This window comes from Anaerovibrio lipolyticus LB2005 (genome assembly GCF_000621545.1).
GTDB classification, from domain to species: domain Bacteria; phylum Bacillota; class Negativicutes; order Selenomonadales; family Selenomonadaceae; genus Anaerovibrio; species Anaerovibrio lipolyticus_A.
In genome coordinates this window covers 169,044-188,689 of sequence record NZ_JHYA01000005.1, presented here as the reverse complement: position 1 = coordinate 188,689, position 19,646 = coordinate 169,044, and the positions used below count along the sequence as shown (strand labels likewise).

At 45.3% G+C, this 19,646-nt stretch carries 14 protein-coding genes and 1 pseudogene; all 15 read right to left on the bottom strand.

The genetic code is table 11. The annotated features are described in order from the left end of the window. Positions 1-4: 4 nt before the first annotated feature. Positions 5-1,507, bottom strand: a complete 1,503-nt coding sequence (locus T355_RS0106365; protein WP_051555427.1) for an NADH-quinone oxidoreductase subunit C — start codon at positions 1,505-1,507, stop codon at positions 5-7. Next, the gene (locus T355_RS0106360) at positions 1,507-3,009 is read right to left on the bottom strand and encodes a proton-conducting transporter membrane subunit (protein ID WP_051555426.1); all 1,503 of its coding nucleotides are present in this window, start codon (positions 3,007-3,009) and stop codon (positions 1,507-1,509) included. Before T355_RS0106360 ends, T355_RS0106365 begins: the two co-directional genes overlap by 1 nt. 3 nt (positions 3,010-3,012) lie before the next feature. After that, positions 3,013-3,642: a hydrogenase gene (locus T355_RS0106355; RefSeq protein WP_027397030.1), complete on the bottom strand. Its 630-nt coding sequence runs from the start codon at positions 3,640-3,642 to the stop codon at positions 3,013-3,015. A gap of 15 nt (positions 3,643-3,657) precedes the next feature. Continuing rightward, a complete protein-coding gene (locus T355_RS0106350; RefSeq protein ID WP_027397029.1) occupies positions 3,658-4,542 on the bottom strand; it encodes a respiratory chain complex I subunit 1 family protein in 885 nt (294 codons plus the stop codon). Next, positions 4,542-6,530 (bottom strand): proton-conducting transporter membrane subunit, encoded by a 1,989-nt coding sequence (locus T355_RS0106345; RefSeq protein ID WP_027397028.1) that lies wholly within the window; start codon positions 6,528-6,530, stop codon positions 4,542-4,544. Before T355_RS0106345 ends, T355_RS0106350 begins: the two co-directional genes overlap by 1 nt. 44 nt (positions 6,531-6,574) lie before the next feature. Continuing rightward, positions 6,575-7,915, bottom strand: a complete 1,341-nt coding sequence (locus tag T355_RS0106340; RefSeq protein WP_051555425.1) for a D-serine ammonia-lyase — start codon at positions 7,913-7,915, stop codon at positions 6,575-6,577. Between the two features lie 217 nt (positions 7,916-8,132). Further along, positions 8,133-9,272 carry an HAD family hydrolase gene (locus T355_RS0106335; protein ID WP_027397026.1) on the bottom strand — a complete coding sequence of 380 codons (1,140 nt, stop codon included), beginning with the start codon at positions 9,270-9,272 and terminating at the stop codon, positions 8,133-8,135. A 317-nt stretch (positions 9,273-9,589) separates the two neighbouring features. Then, entirely contained in the window at positions 9,590-11,473 is a 1,884-nt protein-coding gene (locus tag T355_RS0106330) for a PTS fructose transporter subunit IIABC (RefSeq protein WP_027397025.1), read from the bottom strand. A gap of 63 nt (positions 11,474-11,536) precedes the next feature. Then, a complete protein-coding gene (gene pfkB, locus T355_RS0106325) occupies positions 11,537-12,445 on the bottom strand; it encodes a 1-phosphofructokinase (protein WP_027397024.1) in 909 nt (302 codons plus the stop codon). 4 nt (positions 12,446-12,449) lie between these two features. Continuing rightward, on the bottom strand, positions 12,450-13,196 hold the full coding sequence (locus T355_RS0106320) for a DeoR/GlpR family DNA-binding transcription regulator (RefSeq protein WP_027397023.1): 747 nt from the start codon (positions 13,194-13,196) through the stop codon (positions 12,450-12,452). A 185-nt stretch (positions 13,197-13,381) separates the two neighbouring features. Continuing rightward, positions 13,382-14,713, bottom strand: a pseudogene (locus T355_RS13780) (PTS transporter subunit EIIC); the annotation flags it as partial. Between the two features lie 80 nt (positions 14,714-14,793). Continuing rightward, on the bottom strand, positions 14,794-16,260 hold the full coding sequence (gene lysS, locus T355_RS0106310; protein WP_155851684.1) for a lysine--tRNA ligase: 1,467 nt from the start codon (positions 16,258-16,260) through the stop codon (positions 14,794-14,796). 57 nt (positions 16,261-16,317) lie between these two features. After that, the gene (gene greA, locus T355_RS0106305; protein ID WP_027397021.1) at positions 16,318-16,791 is read right to left on the bottom strand and encodes a transcription elongation factor GreA; all 474 of its coding nucleotides are present in this window, start codon (positions 16,789-16,791) and stop codon (positions 16,318-16,320) included. Positions 16,792-16,956: 165 nt separating this feature from the next. Next, a complete protein-coding gene (locus T355_RS0106300; RefSeq protein WP_027397020.1) occupies positions 16,957-17,421 on the bottom strand; it encodes a cell division protein SepF in 465 nt (154 codons plus the stop codon). A 214-nt stretch (positions 17,422-17,635) separates the two neighbouring features. Next, positions 17,636-19,459 (bottom strand): translational GTPase TypA, encoded by a 1,824-nt coding sequence (gene typA / locus T355_RS0106295; RefSeq protein ID WP_027397019.1) that lies wholly within the window; start codon positions 19,457-19,459, stop codon positions 17,636-17,638. Positions 19,460-19,646 lie beyond the last annotated feature (187 nt).

Sequence of the window (19,646 nt, the reverse complement as noted above, 5' to 3'; positions counted from 1 at the left end):
CTCCTTATCTGTCAATGCAGGCATAGCAAAGCTCGAAGCTCTTGTTAATAAGCGGGAAATCAGGAATAATATCACCCTGAACCGCAATAGGCAGGGCTGGCCAGTTGGCATAGGAAGCACTGCGGACAAAGAGTCTGTCAATGCGGCCATCACCATCAAGAGCCACATACTGGAAATTACTGCCACGTGCAGATTCACTGATGCCCCAGCCAGAACCTTCATTATATTCCATTGCCACGGAAAGCTCCTGTTCCCCACAGCTATTCAGCAATTCAATGAGCTTATCCACCATTTCAAAGGAAGCAGACAGCTCACCGATGCGAACCAGCAGACGGGCTGCCACATCCCCCATGGTCTTGGTATATGGCTTAAAGTCCAGCTCATCATAGACTCCATAAGAGAAGTCGCAGCGACTGTCATGGCTATAGCCACTGGCTCTGGCACCAACGCCCACCATGGCCAAATCCATGGCAGTCTGGTTGCGCACAATACCAGTGGTCTGAATACGATTCTGGAAATTCTCCTGCTCACGGAACATGGTGGCCATATCCTCCACTCCATCAGCCACCTCATCCATCACTTGATGAATACGGTCACAAAGCTCAGGAGTAATATCCATGGACACACCGCCGGGGATAATCATGCCCCTGAGGAAACGATTCCCCGCCACGGCCTCGCAGAGACGCATCAGCTTTTCCTTCAGGCGGCCACCAAGGCTGATGGCTGGATTGAAGCCCACACCTGCGGGAATATTGCCGATATCGCCAACATGATTGGTGATACGTTCCAGCTCCATTAACAGGGTGCGGATAATTTCAGCACGTCTTGGAACCTTAACATTAACAGCCTTTTCCACCGCCTGACAGAAGCTCCAGGTGTTGGAAACACTGCAGGCCCCGCAAATGCGCTCCACTATAGGCAGAGCCTCATAAGGAGTCTTGCCCTCCACTGCCTTTTCTATGCCACGATGAGTGTAAAAGAGCTTGGCATCCAGCTGAAGCATGGCTTCACCGGCCTGACTGAAGCGGAAATGCCCTGGCTCAATGATACCAGCATGAATTGGTCCAACCGGCACCTCAAAAAGGCCTTCACCCTTGGCAGTACGCACCTTAAACTGGCGTTCCCCCCGCACCTTGGCATTAACCTTTACGTTCTTACGGAGAGGGTAAAAATCCTCTGGAAAGGTTTCATGAAGCACTAATGAGCGAAGATCAGGATGACCCTTTGGCACCAAGCCAAACATATCCTTAATTTCCCTTTCATACCAGGCAGCCGCCGGGATAATATGGGTGATACTATCATACTCCAAAGAACCGTTTGGATTAAATACTACCTTAAATCCATCCACGGTCTTATTTTCGGGAATTTCAAAATAACAATATATAACATAGCCCACACCATTGGCTGTTTCATCACGACCAAACATGGCTGTGAGAGGATGCTTGCCACCTGCGGACATCTTTTCAGCTGCCATAAGGATGGCCTCTGGCATAATAGTTGTCATCATTATGCGACACCTCCCAATACAATCTTGGCCGCAGCCTCCAACAGGCGGTTAAGGACAGTAATTTCACTTAACCCGGCACTGGCAATTCCACTAAAGATTAGCAATCCGGCAATGGTCAAGGAATCAATAACACCAAAAAGCTCTCCGGAGGATTTCTTTTTCGACTGACCACCCATCATGCGGAGAATATGATACAGGATACCAATCAGCATACCAGCCAACAATATCAGGGTGATAACGCCCAACCAAGGATGCTCGGCGGTAAAGAAGCCATAGATCATGTAAAATTTACTGAAAAATACACCAAATGGTGGCATACCAAGGATAGCAACAATACTTAGAAGTAAAAAGCAGGCTGTCCGAGGCACCTGAACCATCATGCCATGAATCCGCATCATATTTTTCGTTCCGTACTCCTCCATAATAGTACCAGCTGTATAAAACAGTGAATATTTTACCAGTGCATGGTTAAACATGTGCAGCAGCATGGCCTGAGCGGCAATTGGTACAAATAAACCAAGTCCTGCAACCATAAGGCCGAAGTTTTCCATGGAGGAATAGGCCAGCATGCGCTTGATGTCGCGCTGCACCACCACAAACGGTACAGCCACAGCAATGGTAAATATACCAAAAAACAGGCATAAGCCGCTGATGAAATCTATGCCAATAGATGGCATGAGAATAACGATGTTACGGATAAGCACATAAATAGCACAAATACATAATGAGCCGGATAACAGACCACTGGTCAAGGCCGGGGCCTCGGAGTGGGCATCAGGCAACCAGGCGTGCATTGGTGCTAAACCAATCTTGGTACCATAGCCCACAAAGAGAAAGCAAAAGGCGAACTTAGCCATAACCGGATCGATATTCTTGCTGTGCTCCACCATGTACAGCCAATTTAATGGGTTATCGCTGCCCATGGCAGAAAGCTGAATATAGTAAACAATAATGGTACCCAAAAGGGCCAGACAGATACCTACTGTACATACCATTACATACTTCCATGTAGCCTCCAAGGAGGTACGGGTAAACTTAAAGGCCACCAACAATGCTGAAACCAAGGTGGTCGCCTCAATGGTAACCCACATAAGACCCAAATTATTTACCAGCACCACCAGCATCATAATCCATACGAATATATGGGAAAGAGCATAGAAACGCCCCTCGAGATAACCAAAGCGTCTAAGGTATCCATAGCGCTTATTGGTATCTCTATCCAAGTATGCCTTACTGGTCCAGGCAAAGGCAAAATACAGAGTACCAATTATCATAAGCATCCACATACTGAGGGCATCTAAATAGATGTATTGACCAGCAAATGGGATATTGGCATCAAAGGTCATCAGCAGCATAACAATAGCTGCCCCAACTCCGGTTGCCACCAAACGGTTCAACCAATGAAGTACATTCTTGCCCAGAAAATTTACCGCCGAGATAGCGCTGAAAACCAATGGTAGGGCAAGTATTATATATATTAATTCTCGTATATCTAAATTCATAAATTACCCCTTCAATTTTTTCATTACGCTTGTATCAGTTGTCATAAAGGACAGACGCATTCTGGAGGTAAGTATAACCAGAACCACTACGGCAATCAGCACATCCAGGAAAACGCCAAGCTCCACCACCAGAGGCAAGCCTTCAGTCATGAGAAGGCCTAACAGATAGATGCCATTTTCCAAGGTTATAAGACCGCAAATCTGAATAATGGCACGCTTTCGGAGCACCATCAGTGAAAGGCCGGTCATAATCATCAAAATAGACGCTGCCACTATATCACGGCCAACAGAACCAGGCATAAGACGCTCAACCAAGGCATAGCCCATTACTAAAAAGAGGGCCGCCGCCATGGTGGAATAATTTACATTACTGGCGGAAACGATTTCCCGCTCGTTTTTCAATTTGTTTACCAGACGATATACAGCACCTGGAATGAAGATAACCTTAACGATAAGAGTCAATACACCAGGCATTATGGCATGGATGTCGTTGCCATGGGAAAAACCGATAACAAAGCAAGCAATTGCAATGATTACCGACTGACTAGCCAAACAGATAACTGCTCTTTTTAAGTCCGTAACTCTGGTTTGCAGGAAAACCACAAGAACTAAGAACACTACTAAATAATCCATATTTCTGTGACCCCCTTATTCTGCAATAATAGCCAGCAATAAGAGAACTATTGCGGCACCAAGATATACACGGACCTTGAAAAGGCGCATTTTATTGTTGAGGGTTTCCACAATACCGATAAGCACTGCCCCCAACAGTACCTTCAGTGCCAAAGGAATTTCCACCGGCACATAAAGGGCACCAAACAAAGCCAGAAAAACGACAATTTTAAGATAGCTGCCCAAATGAATAAGGGACAAAAGCTTTCCGGAATACTCCAGAGTCATGCACTCGTGAATCATGGTTAGCTCCAAATGGGTATCCGGATTGTCCACCGGAAGACGGCTGTTTTCTGCCAGCATAACCAGGAAAAAGGCAACACAAGCCAAAACAGCAGACACGGTAAAGAACGCCTCATTGTAGTCAATTACCATGGCAGAAAGGGTCGTGGAATGATAGCGGATGCTGTTAATGAGAATAGCCAGCATAACCGCAGGCTCCACCAATACGGAAATGTAGATTTCACGGGAACCACCCATGCCGCCAAAGGAAGTGGCCGCATCCATTGAAGAAAGGGTCATAAAGAAACGGCCCAGGGCTAAAATATACACGAAAATGAAGGCATCACCCATACTGAACTGACCAGTCAGAAAGCCTGGAACCATGGTGGCTGCCATAAAAGAGGTCATAAAATAAACCACTGGAGCCAGCACAAAGATAACCCCGGTATATGGAGTCAAAATTGTGGCCTTCTTCCACCACTTGCAGATATCAAAATACTCCTGAAAAATGCTGGCACCCTGACGCTTCTGGAGCCGTGCCTTAACCTTGTTAATTATACCAGCCACCAATGGGGCAATCAGCAATAACACAAATCCCTGTACCAAACTGAGGCCGATACTTGTCACTATATATTCCATTACAACAGTACCCCCCAAATCAATACAACAATCATGGCCACCATGGTGTAGCCAATATAAATACTAACACTTCCCTCCTGAATTCTGTGGAAGGATGAGGATGAATTTATCAGCATCTGCTGAAGTGGCTTGTACAGCTTGTCATTAAAGAGGTCCGGAATGGACAGCTCATAATGGAGCTTACGACCGAAATAAGCATGCTCCTTGCGGAGATATGTGGTACGGCGCCTTGGATTGAGAATACCGTCAAAGGCGCGGCGCAGTGGCTTACTGAAGCCAGTGGCAGAATACTGTTGACGGGAGGTAGGCACAGTACCGCAGTTCCATGTAACCTCCTTTGCCTGGAAGGTGCTGGAACGATAAACGGCAGCAACCATAAATACACCAATAAAAGCAAAGACAATAAAGATAAGAGCAGGACTATACAGTGCATAGTAGCCGCTTCCACCCCACATTATTCCCAATGGATTGCCCATAAGGATAATGCCACTTCCGGAAACGACCCGCTGCATAAGATTTACCAGAAAATCTGGCATTACACCAACAAAAACAATCAAAACAGCTTCAAGGGCCAGACCAGCCAGCATGAAGAACGGCATTTCGTGAGCCTTCTCCACTATACTGGTACGGGCTCGACCCAAAAAGGCAATGCCATACATACGTACAAAGCAACCCAGGGCTGTAGCACCAGTCAGTCCCAGCATAATAAAGGCAAATACCACCAATAAACGTAATTCCGGTGATCCAGCCTGCTGAGCAAAGGTAATAAAGCTCTGTAAAGTAAGCCACTCCCCTACCAAGCCACTGGTGAATGGCATGGAAGACAGGGCCATAGATCCAATCAAGGTAAATAAAGCGGTATAAGGCATTTTTCTTGCCAGTCCACCCATGTGTTCAATATTTTTACTGCCAGTAGCATGCATTACACATCCGGCACTCATGAAGAGCAGTCCCTTCATAAGGCTATGGCTGGCAGCATGAACCAGGGCCGCAGTAAAGGCAACCACGGAGAGCATAGGGAATTTCATGGAGTAAAGCACCATGCCACAACCAAAGGCTGAGAAAATAATACCCATATTTTCCACGGAGGAATAGGCCAAAATGCGCTTCATGTCAACTTCCATAGTGGCATAGAGTACACCTAAAAAGGCGGAAATCAGGCCCACAACCATTACAATAAGTCCATACCAGAATACATCCATACCAATAAACTGGAAGGCAAAGCGACCAAAGCCATAAAGAGCCACCTTTAACATAACACCACTCATAAGAGCAGATACGTGACTAGGTGCTGCCGGGTGAGCATTTGGCAGCCATATATGAAGTGGCATAAGACCTGACTTTAAAGCGAAGCCGCCAAAGGCAAACAAAAAAGCCACATTTTTCATGTAACCGGATAAATTATTGTTGGCCATATCGATAAAGGAAAAGCTCTCTGCGGCACTGGCTACCAAGTAAAAGGCCACCATAATAGCCGCTGTTCCAATATGGGTCATTACCATATACTGATAAGCTGCACTAACAGTCTTTTTCTTTTCCGACTCATGATTTACCAGCAAGAAGGAAACCAAGGCCATGATTTCCCAAGCAATAATAAAGGTAAAGGCATCACCGGCAATGAGTACCAAAACAATTGACATAAGGAATAAATTCCATAGGCCACCCAATGCCCTAATTCGGCTGCCCAGATATCCCTTGCCATAATCAATGGCATAAATACTGATGATTACACCAGCTACACCAGTAATCAAAAGAAAAGCCCCGCTCCAGCCATCGGCCTGCAGGGTATATTGCCCCCAGGCCATATCAATAAGCCATACGCTGTCAGAGGAAAGAAGATAGCTCAATGATGAAAAAGCCACCAATCCGCTGGCTGCAATGGAGCAAAGCATACCAAAATAATGTGCCACTAATTCAGCCTTTTTCGGCCAAATAAATGTCACAGCTCCCAACAGATAAACCAGAAGGGAAAGTACCATAAAATCCATTTTTTCAACTCCAAATCAACTAAATATCTATATTTATATATTTATCAAACTCTTTTCGCCAAAAGCTCCTGACGAATATCCTCAGGCACCATTCCACCACCGGTGGCCCAAATAATATGGGTTGCGTTTTCCATATAACGATGAAGATTATTATCCTCCAGATAATCATCCATCTCCTTGGAATGGCTCCAGCAAACAGGACCATGAATGGCTGAACAGGAGCTAGGCTCTATGAAAATCTTTTCTGACTCCCACAAAATGCGCAAATAATCGAAAAGTCTTTTGTCCTTGACAGTAATAATTCCAGTCAAAAATGGCTTGATGAAATCACCAATAACCGCCGATGGTCTGCCCACTGCCAGTCCATCAGCATGGGTTTTCCCGGATAGTCCAATATCCTGAACAGTAATATTATTGTAAAGGCCAGTAACCATACCCAAAAGCACACAAGGAGCCTGGGTTGGCTCTATAAAAAAGCAGTGTACATTGTCACCCAAAAACTGTCTAAGGCCAAAGGTAATACCGCCAGGAGCACCACCTACACCACATGGAATATATACAAACAGAGGATGCTTATCATCCACTACTATGCCCTGCTGTCGCATCTGCTTTTTAAGCCTCTTGCCAGCAACAGCGTAGCCCAAAAACATTTCTTTGGAATCCTCGTCATCAACAAAATGACCATTGGCATCAACCTCTGATTCGGCCCTTGCCTTGGAAACAGCCTCAACGTAATCACCCTCATAGGTCTTTATGATTACCCCTTTACTGCGAAGCAGCTCTTTTTTCCACTCCGCTGCGTCAGAGGACATGTGAACAATTATTTCGTAACCTATGGCCTTGCCCATAAGACCTACACTAAGCCCCAAATTACCAGTGGAGCCTATATGTAATTTTTTTGTACTAAAAAAGGCCTTGGCGGCAGGACTGGCCAGCTTGCAATAATCATCCTCATAGCTTTCCAGTACACCGTTCTTTACAGCCAAATCCTCGGTATATTTCAGCACCTCATAGATGCCGCCTCTATCCTTTACGGAGCCTCCTATAGGTAACATACTGTCCATCTTCATATAGAGCTTACCCGCCAAATTGGCACCTATTTTTTCACGGTTAAGAGCTTTTCTTAGCTCTGGCACCTCCACCAATGGGGATTCAATTATTCCCTTTGACTCTACAGTTTCTGGAAATATCATCTTGATAAATGGTGCAAAACGTCTCAAGCGTGCCTCAGCGGAATCAATATCTGACAAGTTGAGAACAGAACGAATAATAGCATCATTGTTGGGTAGCTTGGAATTGTTGATCCAGTTGACCTCAATGGCATTTTTTATATCAGTAAATAAAATCTCACGTTTTTCAAGCGAAGAAAGGCTATCCAGTTCCATATATTATAACTTCCTTTCCTTGGGTAAAATAACCATCCATAGTTTTTTGCACACAAAAAATGTGGCGTAAAAACCACCTAGAATATTATACATATAATGCCATAACAGTTCAATAATAAATCGTTGCAATAAGAAAAGGCTGCCTGCCAGATGAATAAATCACCTGACAAACAGCCTTTATGTGTTTAATGATGGGTTATTTCATATAACCAAATGCTTATTTTTTGAAATCCTTGGCAGTATCAAAATCACGGGTAGGAGTCTTGGTTACGTTATAACCATAGATAGTCTTCCAATCCTTGGCCATGGAAATTGGAGTAATGCCATACTTCTCACAGAAAGCCTTGAACTTGTCGCCCTTAGCCTGGGAACCCCAGTCACGAACGCTATCATCGCAGCATACGCCCATAGCGAAGCTCTTATACTTAGGGTTAGCAAGTGCATAGTTCAGCATGGAACCATCGGAAGTGGAGTTACCAAGAGCGATAACTGGCTGAATACCGATTTCCTTAGCAATGTTCTGAACCTTACCAGCCTTGTTATCAGTGAACTGGAATGGGCCACGCATTACCTTATCTTTTGCGCCATCTTCATTGAAGAGGAAGTACTGAGAACCAGCCCAGCCCTGACGCTCCATAACAGGCAAGCTGTCAGTACCGATTACATGGTCAGCATTGATGGAAGGAATTGGAGCCTTCAGAGCCTGACGAACCAGCTGACGGTCAGTACCGGTTACAACGTAGAAGTTGAAGCCGTTGTTCTGGAGATAAGTAATAACCTCTACCATTGGCAGATAGTAAGCCTCTGCAAAGGTGCAGTTAGTGAGTCCATCAAGAGGTGCATTGCTGAAGTAGTTATCAACATACTTGTCGAAGTCCTCCATGGACATACCCTGGAAAGCATAGGACTGTGCACGGTCTTCGCCTTCATCCATGTCAGCAGAAATCTTGCCAGCCTTAGCTGCCTTCAGGCATTCCAAAGCATAAGCCTTTTCAGTTGGGCTTGGGTTATAAGTTGGGTCATTGAACATACGATGGAAATACAGATACCACTCAGAATAAGTAGGTGCCAACTCGCCGTAGAAAGTACCATCCATGTCAGATACGCATACACGATCCTTTACAGGAATGAAGTTAGGGCTGCTAGGATTGGTAACATCCTCAACATAAGCCTTCAGTGCCTTGAAGGAAGCAGAATCCTGATTCCAATACTGGAAGTTGGAGCCATCCTTCTTTACGTTAATCTGAGCAATCTCGCTAACAGAAGCAGCCTCAGTAGTAGCCATGTCTGCCCCTACAGCACCAAAAGCTAAGCCCAAAGCGATCAATGCGGATGCTAATTTCTTACTTGTCTTCATAAATAAACTTACCCCTTTCGTTTCACATGCGCACCCCTCAGTGCACAATATTAAACTTTAAATTCGCTCAGGTATTCTGAACATGATTTTATATTTCTACATAATATCCATAATTCCTGCTAACATTAAAAAAAAATTAAAATAAATTTTAATCCCAATATTTAAGCTATATATAAATGAATAGTTGAGTAAAAAAACTATCTTCCCTGATACCGCAGAAAGCCTATCTGCCCATTATATAAATAAAGAAAACCCATCTCATACAGGCGAGATGGGTTCACTATTTTTTATGCTTATGACAACAAGCAATTATTCATTTATTTATTCAATGGTTTTTTCAGCACTGACATCATAATGCATCCCACTACTGCGCCAATAAGAATAGCTGCAAGATACATACCGGCATTACCGATGGTTGGTACTACGAAAATACCACCATGAGGGGCCTGCAGCGTACAATCAAAGGCCATGGACAAGGCCCCGGCGGTAGCCGCACCGACACATACTGAAGGAATTACCCGCAATGGATCACTGGCAGCAAACGGAATGGCACCCTCAGTAATAAAGGACAACCCCATAATGTAGTTGGTGATACCAGCCTTTCGCTCGCTTTCAGTGAAACGGTTAGGGAAGATAGTAGTACAAAGAGCAATAGCAAGCGGTGGAACCATGCCACCGGCCATAACAGCGGCCATCACATAATATTGACCAGAGGCCAACAAGCCAGTTCCAGTAACATAAGCAGCCTTGTTAATAGGACCACCCATGTCGATAGCCATCATGCCACCCATAACAATACCCAAAATAATCTTGGCATTTGGATCCATGTTGTTCAGCGTATCCACCAACCAGGTGTTAATGGCACTTACAGGTGGTGCAATTATAAACATGCTGATAAAGCCAATAAGGAGAATACCAAAGAACGGATACAGGAGAACTGGTTTTATACCCTCCAAGGATTCAGGCAAGGCGGCGAATACCTTCTTCAACAGGTTTACACTGTAGCCTGCAACGAAGCCTGCCAGCAAAGCTCCCAAAAATCCGGAGCCGGTGGTATTGGCCAATGCACCACCCACAAAGCCTACAGCCAAACCTGGACGATCCGCAATGGACATTGCAATAAAGCCCGCAAGGATAGGAAGCATAAAGCCGAATGAAGCACCGCCAATATCCTTAAGGAACTTCGCCAATGGAGTATTGGAACCGAAGTTGCTTGGATTAATGGAATAATCATCAAAGAGGAAGGCCAAAGCGATTAGAATACCGCCACCTACTACAAATGGAAGCATGTGGCTGACACCATTCATCAAATGCTTGTAAATCTGACGGCCCAGGCTTTCACCCTCCACATCAGCAGCCCCCTCTGTACCTTCGGCACCAGTGGCGTGATATATTGGAGTATTGCCGGACAAAGCGCGATCAATAAGTTCATCGGCCTTGTTAATACCGTCGGCCACCTTGGCTATAATGACAGGCTTTCCGTCAAACCGGGCCATGGCAACATTCTTATCAGCTGCCACAATAATGGCATCAGCCTTCCTGATTTCTTTTGCCGTCAGCACATTCTTGGCACCGCTGGAGCCATTGGTCTCAACTTTAATGGAAATGCCTCTTTTTTTGGCATGCTGCTCCAGGCTTTCTGCCGCCATAAAGGTATGGGCAATACCAGTAGGACAGGCAGTTACAGCCAAAATCTGAATGTAATCAGAAGGAGCCGCTACCCCATCTGAAGCAACAACGCACTTGTCATCTTCCTTTTCATCTATGATGCGCAAAAATTCTTCTTTGGTTTTGGCAGCCACCAGGGCTTCTTTGAAATCTGAATCCATAAGCATTGTAGCCAGCTTGGACAATATTTCCAAGTGGGCATCATAAGCCGATTCCGGAGCAGCAATCATAAAGAACAAACGGCTAGGCTCTCCATCCTCGGAATCAAAATCCACACCGTTGGGCACTGTCATAGCAGACAGGCCGGCTGTCTTTACTCCGGCACTCTTGGCATGCGGGGTTGCTATGCCGTCCCCTAGACCTGTGGAACTGGAAGCTTCACGGGCCAGCACATCCTTCACATACTGCGCCTTATCGGACAAATTGCCACCGGCCTCCATAAGGTCAGCCAACTGATTGATGGCGGCATTTTTATCCGCCGGCTGTGCACCCAATACAATGCTCTCTTGCTTGAGCAAATCCCTAATACGCATAATTTTCTCTCCCCTTATAAAAATTATATAAATAAATGTTATATAAATAATGCCTATTGGCTATTACTCAATTACTTTGAGCAGTTCTTCCACTTCCGGCCTGGTGGCGAGATTTTCACTGAAGGCCGAAGCCGACCCAGTGGCCACTCCCATGTGGAAAGCCCTCTCAAAATCCCCATTTGATTCCATGAAGCCGGTGATAAACCCAGCCACCATAGAATCCCCTGCACCAACGGAATTCACCAAAGTTCCTTTAGGTGCCGGACACCTATAAGATGCCCCTGCTGCTGTCAGCAGAATAGCTCCATCCCCAGCCATGGATATAAGGACATTTTGTGCTCCCTTTTCCTGCAGCTTCTTGGCATAGGTTATTATTTCATCATGGTCGGTGAGCTTCACACCGAACATATCCCCAAGCTCGTGATTATTTGGCTTTATGAGAAATGGATGATACTGCAAAACATTCAGAAGCAGCTTCTTTTCCGCATCAACCACGATTCGAATCCCCTTGCCTTCAAGTCGTGCCATAATACGCTGATAAATATCATCCGGCAGTGCCTTTGGAATTGAACCGGCCAATACCAAGGTATCCCCTGCCACCAATTTATCTAATTTTGAAAAAAGCTCCCCTTGTTTGTTTTCGCTAATGTCCGGTCCCTGTCCGTTTATCTCCGTTTCCTTGTCAGCCTTAACCTTCACATTGATACGGCTGAAGCCCTGCTCCAGCTGAACAAAATCGCTTTTTACACCAAACTCCTGCAGCTGCCTCTTGATTTCCTCACCAGTGAAGCCAGCCACAAAACCAAGGGCGGTACTATCATGGCCAAGATTTTTCAGCACAATGGATACATTTATTCCCTTGCCACCGCCTAAAATCTGTTCATAGTTCACCCGGTTTATTTCGCCGGCAGCGAAATGATCAAGGCGCAGAATATAATCCAGTGACGGATTAAAGGTTACGGTATAAATCATGCACTCACTCTCCTTCCAAGACGGTGGTATAATCACGATACTTCTTATCCTCCAGCCGTCCTGTAATTATGGTGGCGCTGGAAATTCCAGCAAAGGTAATGGGGGAAATCTTGTTGAACTTTGAGCTGTCGGCCAGCACAAAGGCACTCTTACATCGCGCCATTGCCTCACTTTTGACAGCCCCCTCATCGGCATCCGGAGTAGAAAAGCCAGACTTGGGGCTTATTCCGTTTGTACCGAAAAAGCCCTTGGTAAAATTGTAGTTCTCCAGGCTTTTCAAGGCTTCTGTACCAACCACGGCTTCAGTTACGGCCTTTACCGCTCCACCGATAATGAAGACCTTGATGCCCTTGGCTAGCAGACTCACTGCGTGTTGCATACCGTTAGTTACGAAGGTCGCACCATTGTCCGTCAAAAAATCAATGAGATGCAACGTGGTAGAACCAGCATCAATATAAACAAAATCCTCACCCGTGATAAGCTCTGCAGCTTTGCGGCCAATAGCAACCTTTTCCTCAGGATGCAAATCCCACTTGGTCTGCATATCTTCCTCTGCGTTTGAGTAATTGTTATCAATGGTCGTGGCACCGCCGTATACCTTGTACAATCTGCCGCTACGATGCAGAGCGGTCAGATCCCGCCGCACTGTGGATTCCGAAATCTGTAAGGCTTTGGTCAGCTCAAGAACCGTCACCGCCTTTTTTTCCGCCAAAATCTTCAATATAGCTGCGTACCTCTCCTCGGTAAGCACGGCTATCACTCTCCTAAAATTGATTTCTGTATTAATAATACAGCCAAACTCAGTCAAAGTCAACCAATATCAGTCATAAATAATCAAAATTAATCAAAATTAATCATAAATAAGAAAGAGCAATTACATAAAAAAAGCGGAGCACTGCCTCCAAGCAGTGTTCCGCCATTCCATCAGGCTTCAGTATAATCTTTGTTGTTTAGCTGGGTCTCCTCCTCATCATCCTCACGGCCCGGAGTCTTGAAATCAAACCTCTTGATAAGGAAATAGAAGGAAAAGTAATACAGGAAAAAGTAAATAATACCAACCGGGATAATCAGCATCCAGCTGGTCTTATCATTACCCTGCATAATACCAAAGATTAACAATTCCAGAAAACCTCCGGAGAAGGTAAGACCAACTGCGATATTAAGTATATGAGCAATCATGTAGGCTGCACCGGCCAGAATAACCTGTACACCGAAAAGCAACGGAGCTACAAACAGGAAGGAAAACTCAATCGGTTCTGTAATACCGGTCAGCATGGAAGTCAGGGCTGCAGAGAGCAATAAACCGCCCACAGCCTTCTTCTTTTCAGGACGAGCGCAACGGTACATAGCTAAAGCGGCCCCTGGAAGACCAAAAATCATAAAAATAAACTCACCAGAAAAATAACGGGTAGCATCAGAACTGAAATGTTCAACATTAGTGGAAGCCACCTGAGCGAAGAAGATGTTCTGACCACCCTGGATAAGCTGGCCATCCACCATCATGGTTCCTCCCACGCCGGTCTGCCAAAATGGCAAATAAAATACGTGATGCAAACCGAATGGAATCAATGCGCGTTTTACGATACCGAAAATCAGGGTACCGATATAACCTGTTCCCGTAACCACATTACCAAGACCAAAGATGATATCCTGGGCAAAGGGCCAGATAAAGGTCATTATAATACCTACGAACAGAAATACCACCGTCGATATAATCGGAATAAATCTGGAGCCCCCAAAGAAGGACAGGGCAGAGGGCAGAACAATCTTATAGTAGCGATTGTGCAGCACGGAAACGCCAATTCCCACGATGATACCGCCAAATACCCCCATCTGCAGTGACATAATGCCACAGCTTGGTGCAATTGTTCCTTCCAGTACCCCAGGTGCAATAGAGCCGTCAGTCAGAATTCTCCCTGTTATTCGCAACATTGCGTTACATGAAACATGCATAACGAAAAAAGAAATCATGGCAGCCAGGGCAGCAACTTCCTTCTCAGCCTTTGCCATACCAATGGCCACACCTACGGCAAAGATAATAGGAAGGTTGCCGAAAATGGCTCCCCCTGCAGCACTCATAACCATCAACAGTGAATGCAGCACCGTGCCATCGCCAAGTATGGGTTCAAGTCCATAGCTCCTGATGGTGGTCGGATTTGTAAAAGATGCACCAATACCTAACAGAATACCAGCAATTGGCATAACTGCAACTGGAAGCATAAAACTTTGCCCAATCCGTCGCAACGTACTAAGAATTTTATTTTTCATTTTACACACACTCTCATAAAAAAGGAGCTGTATCACAAGAAACAGCTCCGAAAAAACAAATTATCCCGAATAGTATTAACTTATTCAGCCAAAGGCTTCATAGTTGGGAACAGCAGGACATCTCGAATAGATGCGCTGTCTGTGAGGAACATTACCAGACGGTCCACACCGATGCCCAAGCCGCCTGTTGGTGGCAGACCATATTCAAGGGCAGTAATGAAGTCGCGGTCCATCATGTGAGCCTCATCATCACCGTCTTCACGGGCCTTAAGCTGATCCATGAAGCGGCCCTCCTGGTCAATAGGGTCATTGAGCTCAGTAAAGCCATTAGCCAGCTCACGACCATATACGAAGCACTCAAAGCGGTCAGTAATACGAGGATCCTCAGGATTGCGCTTAGCCAGTGGGGAAATCTCAGTTGGATGACCAGTAATAAAGGTTGGCTGTATGAGGGTCTCCTCCACCTTTTCCTCAAAGGCTGCATTTAAAATACCGCCGATACCAAAACGCTTCTCGTAAGGAACACCGATTTCGTCAGCCATAGCACGGGCTTCCTCCACGGTTTCACAGCTCAGGAAGTCCTTGCCGGTAGTCTCCTTAACCGCATCATTCATGCTGATACGCTTGAAGCTGGAATAATCAATGGTGGTACCCTGATAATCCACCTGCAGGCTGCCACAAACAGCCATAGCTGCATCACGAACAATGCCCTCAGTAACATCCATCAAATCATTATAATCGGCATAGGCCTGATAAATCTCAATGGAAGTAAATTCCGGATTATGGCGTACATCCATGCCCTCGTTGCGGAATACACGGCCAATTTCGTATACGCGCTCCATGCCGCCTACAACAAGGCGCTTCAGATTAAGCTCAGTTGCAATGCGAAGGTACATATCAAGATCAAGGGTATTATGATGGGTGATGAACGGACGTGCTGCTGCACCACCGGCAATCGTACCCAATACTGGAGTCTCAACCTCAAGGAAGTCACGGGAATCCAGATAATTACGGATAGATTTAATAATATTGGTACGAGCCACAAAGGTATTCATAACCTCAGGGTTCATAATAAGATCCACATAGCGCTGACGATAGCGAATTTCGGTATCAGTGAGGCCATGGAACTTCTCAGGAAGCGGACGGAGAGACTTGGAAAGGAGGTCAAAGTCATCTACACGAACAGTAAGCTCACCGCGACGGGTACGGAATACATGACCCTTTACGCCAATGATATCACCGATATCCAGGAGCTTGAACTGCTTGTACTTCTCCTCACCCAGTACATCCAGCTTAAAGTAAATCTGAATACGGCCGGTGCGGTCCATAATAACAGAGAAGCTAGCCTTGCCATGACCACGGATAGCCATAAGACGGCCGGCAATAGTCACTTCCTCTGCGCTTTCATCCTCGCCTTCAAGATTTGCATACTGCTCCAAAATTGCAGCATTATGATGAGAAACCTCAAAACGATGGCCGAAAGGAGCTACACCCATTTCTCTGAAGGCTGCCAGCTTATCACGGCGTACCTTCAACAATGCATTCATATCCTGCTGAACAGGAGCATTTTCCTTATTTTCTGCCACTTTACATTCTCCTATTTATTAGTGCTTAATTTCCATGATTTCATAATTGATGATGTTCTCACCAACATGAACCTCTACGACCTCACCTACGGACTTGCCAATAATAGCCGCACCCACTGGGGACTCATTGGAAATCTTGCCCTCATCAGGGTCTGCCTCGGTGGAGCCTACCAGCTGATACTCATCAGTTTCATTAAACTCCAAATCCTTCAATACGATTTTGGAACCCATGGAAACTACATTGCTGTCAACACTATTCTCGATGATTTTGGCATGGCGGATTTTTTCCTCCAGCTCAGCGATTTCACCTTCCAGGAAAGCCTGCTCATTCTTGGCATCATCATACTCGGAGTTCTCGGAAAGGTCACCCAGAGCAATAGCAGCTTTCAGACGATCAGCTACCTCAAGTCGTTTTACACTTTTTAAATGATCAAGTTTCTCCTGTAGTTTTTTCAAACCGTCTGCGGTAAGAAGTACGCTCTTGTCTGCCATTACTAAAAACTCCTTTACTCAATAAATAATGAGTGCCGCATGGGGCACTCACATAAAATACAAAATTTACTAGAATATTATAAGTAAAAACCTGCTCTTTGTCAATCACAGCAGCAAGCTAAAAGAGACTGTTACTAGCGCAACAGCCTCAAAAAATACCAAATATTACAATGTAGCAGCTACAGACTTCATCTCGTTAATTTCAACACCATTTGGTGCATAAAGAACCATGGTATTGGAAATACGATGAACGAAACCATCCTGAACATAGCAAACACCATTCAGGAAATCACAAATACGCTGCTGCTCTGGAAGCTCCACACGCTCGTAATTAACGATAGCTGAATTCTTAGCCTTCAAAGCATCAGCAACCTCACGAACATCATCAAAGCGCTGTGGCATGAAAATCTTAATCTTCATTTCAGCAGCACGATGGCTGTTATTGGTGTGTAAGGTAAGATTAGGTCTCTTTACAGGTGCTGGAGCTGGCTTAACAGCACTTGCAGCAGTGCTACCCCCTACAACCTTACGCTCAACCTGTTCCTCAACTACCTCTTCCTCATCAACAAACAGTTCATCTTCAACCTCAACCGGTGCGAAGAAGTCTTCCAGTTTTTTTAGAATACTCACAACGTCCGCCCTCCATTAATATAAGTCCAGAATCATTAAAATAAAAAGAATGGAATAAATTTAAAAAATAAGTTCTTAATCATAAACCCAAGTTGGGTTACTTTCTATTATATTCGCTAACAGCAGGTTTTGTCCTGCTGTTTTTGCGAATTTTTTTATTTTTTCCAAAAATGAGTCTTTAGACCTATGACGAAGGTTCCTGCAAAAGCTATTATTAGCTTTCTTTACGAGCGTTCTTGCTTGCTCTACCACGAACAACCTTGTCAAGAATGGTCTTGCGAAGACGGATACTGTCAGGAGTTACCTCCACCAGCTCGTCATCGTTAATGTACTCAAGAGCCTGCTCCAAGCTCAAAATACGAGGTGGAGTCAGTCTGATAGCTTCATCAGATGCAGAAGTACGCATGTTGGAAACATGCTTTGCCTTACATGGATTAATATCCATATCGATATCACGGGAGTTCTCACCAACGATCATGCCCTCATATACCGCCTGGCCAGGGGAAATGAACATGGTACCACGATCCTGAAGGTTAAAGATACCATAGCCGGTGGTCTCGCCCTGCTCAAAGGCTACCAAGGAGCCACGGGTGCGGCCTGGAATATCCCCCTTATATGGTACATATCCGGAGAATACATGGTTCATGATGCCATTACCCTTGGTGTTGGTCAGAAGCTCACTGCGGAAGCCGATAAGACCACGGGCAGGAATAAGGAACTCCATACGCATATAGCCGGAAACCTCAGTCATGTTAGCCAGCTCTGCCTTGCGGGTTCCAAGGGACTCCATAACAGTACCCATATACTCCTGAGGAACCTCAACGGTGAGATTCTCCATTGGCTCACACTTCTGGCCATTAATTTCCTTATATACTACCTCTGGCTTACCAACCTGAAGCTCATAGCCCTCGCGGCGCATGGTTTCAATGAGAATGGAAAGATGGAGCTCACCACGACCACTAACCTTAAATACATCAGCGGAATCAGTTTCCTCAACGCGAAGGGAAACATTGGTCTCCACTTCCTTGTAAAGACGGTCACGGAGATGACGGGAAGTAACGAACTGACCCTCACGGCCTGCAAATGGGCTGGTATTTACACCAAAGGTCATGGACAGGGTTGGCTCGTCAATATTAATAGTAGGCAATGCCTCAGGATTTTCGGCATCTGCTACTGTATATCCAATGCTTACATTGCCAAGGCCGGTGAGGCAAACGATTTCACCCATTTTAGCCTCTTCAACCTCTACACGGTTCAGGCCCTGATATGTATACACCTTACCAATCTTAGCTTTGGTCTGGGAATCACCATTAAGCAAAACTACAGACTGGTTTGGCTTTACGCTGCCGCGAATAATACGGCCTACAGCCAGCTTACCAACATATTCATCAGACTCCAGAGTAGTAACCATCATCTGGAGAGGACCATCTGCATCCCCCTGTGGGCAAGGAATTTCCTTAACAATGGTCTCCATGAGAGGAGTCAGATTGTCGTTGTCATCCTCCATGCTGTACTTGGCAATACCATCACGGGCAGTGGCATAAATGCAAGGGAAATCCAGCTGATCATCATCAGCATCCAGCTCCATGAACAGCTCCAGAACCTCATCATAAACCTCATCCACGCGCTGGTCCGGACGGTCAATCTTGTTGATAACAACGATAGGCTTAAGACCCTGCTCCAAAGCCTTGCGAAGAACGTACTTAGTCTGTGGCATTGGGCCCTCAAAGGCATCTACCAGAAGAACTACACCATCAACCATGTTCAGTACGCGCTGTACCTCACCGCCAAAGTCAGCATGGCCCGGGGTATCGACGATATTAATCTTGGTACCCTCATACATAACTGCTGTATTCTTGGAAAGAATAGTAATACCACGCTCGCGCTCCAGATCGCCGGAGTCCATTACGCGCTCTGCAACCTGCTCATTTTCACGGAAAATATGGCTCTGCTGCAGCATTGCATCTACCAATGTAGTCTTACCATGGTCAACGTGAGCAATAATCGCGATATTTCTCAAATTTTCATTCTTACTCATAGTATTAAAATTCCTCCCATACATAGAAAAAGGAGTCCAACGCTCCCCTCACAATAACTTCATCTTAAATTTCAGCATACTAATATTATTATAGACGCTTTCCATTGTCAATTACTTTTTATATAGAAACCTATTGACAACACGTGGAAGTTCTAAGTTAAGAAATCATAAAATGTACCAATAAAAA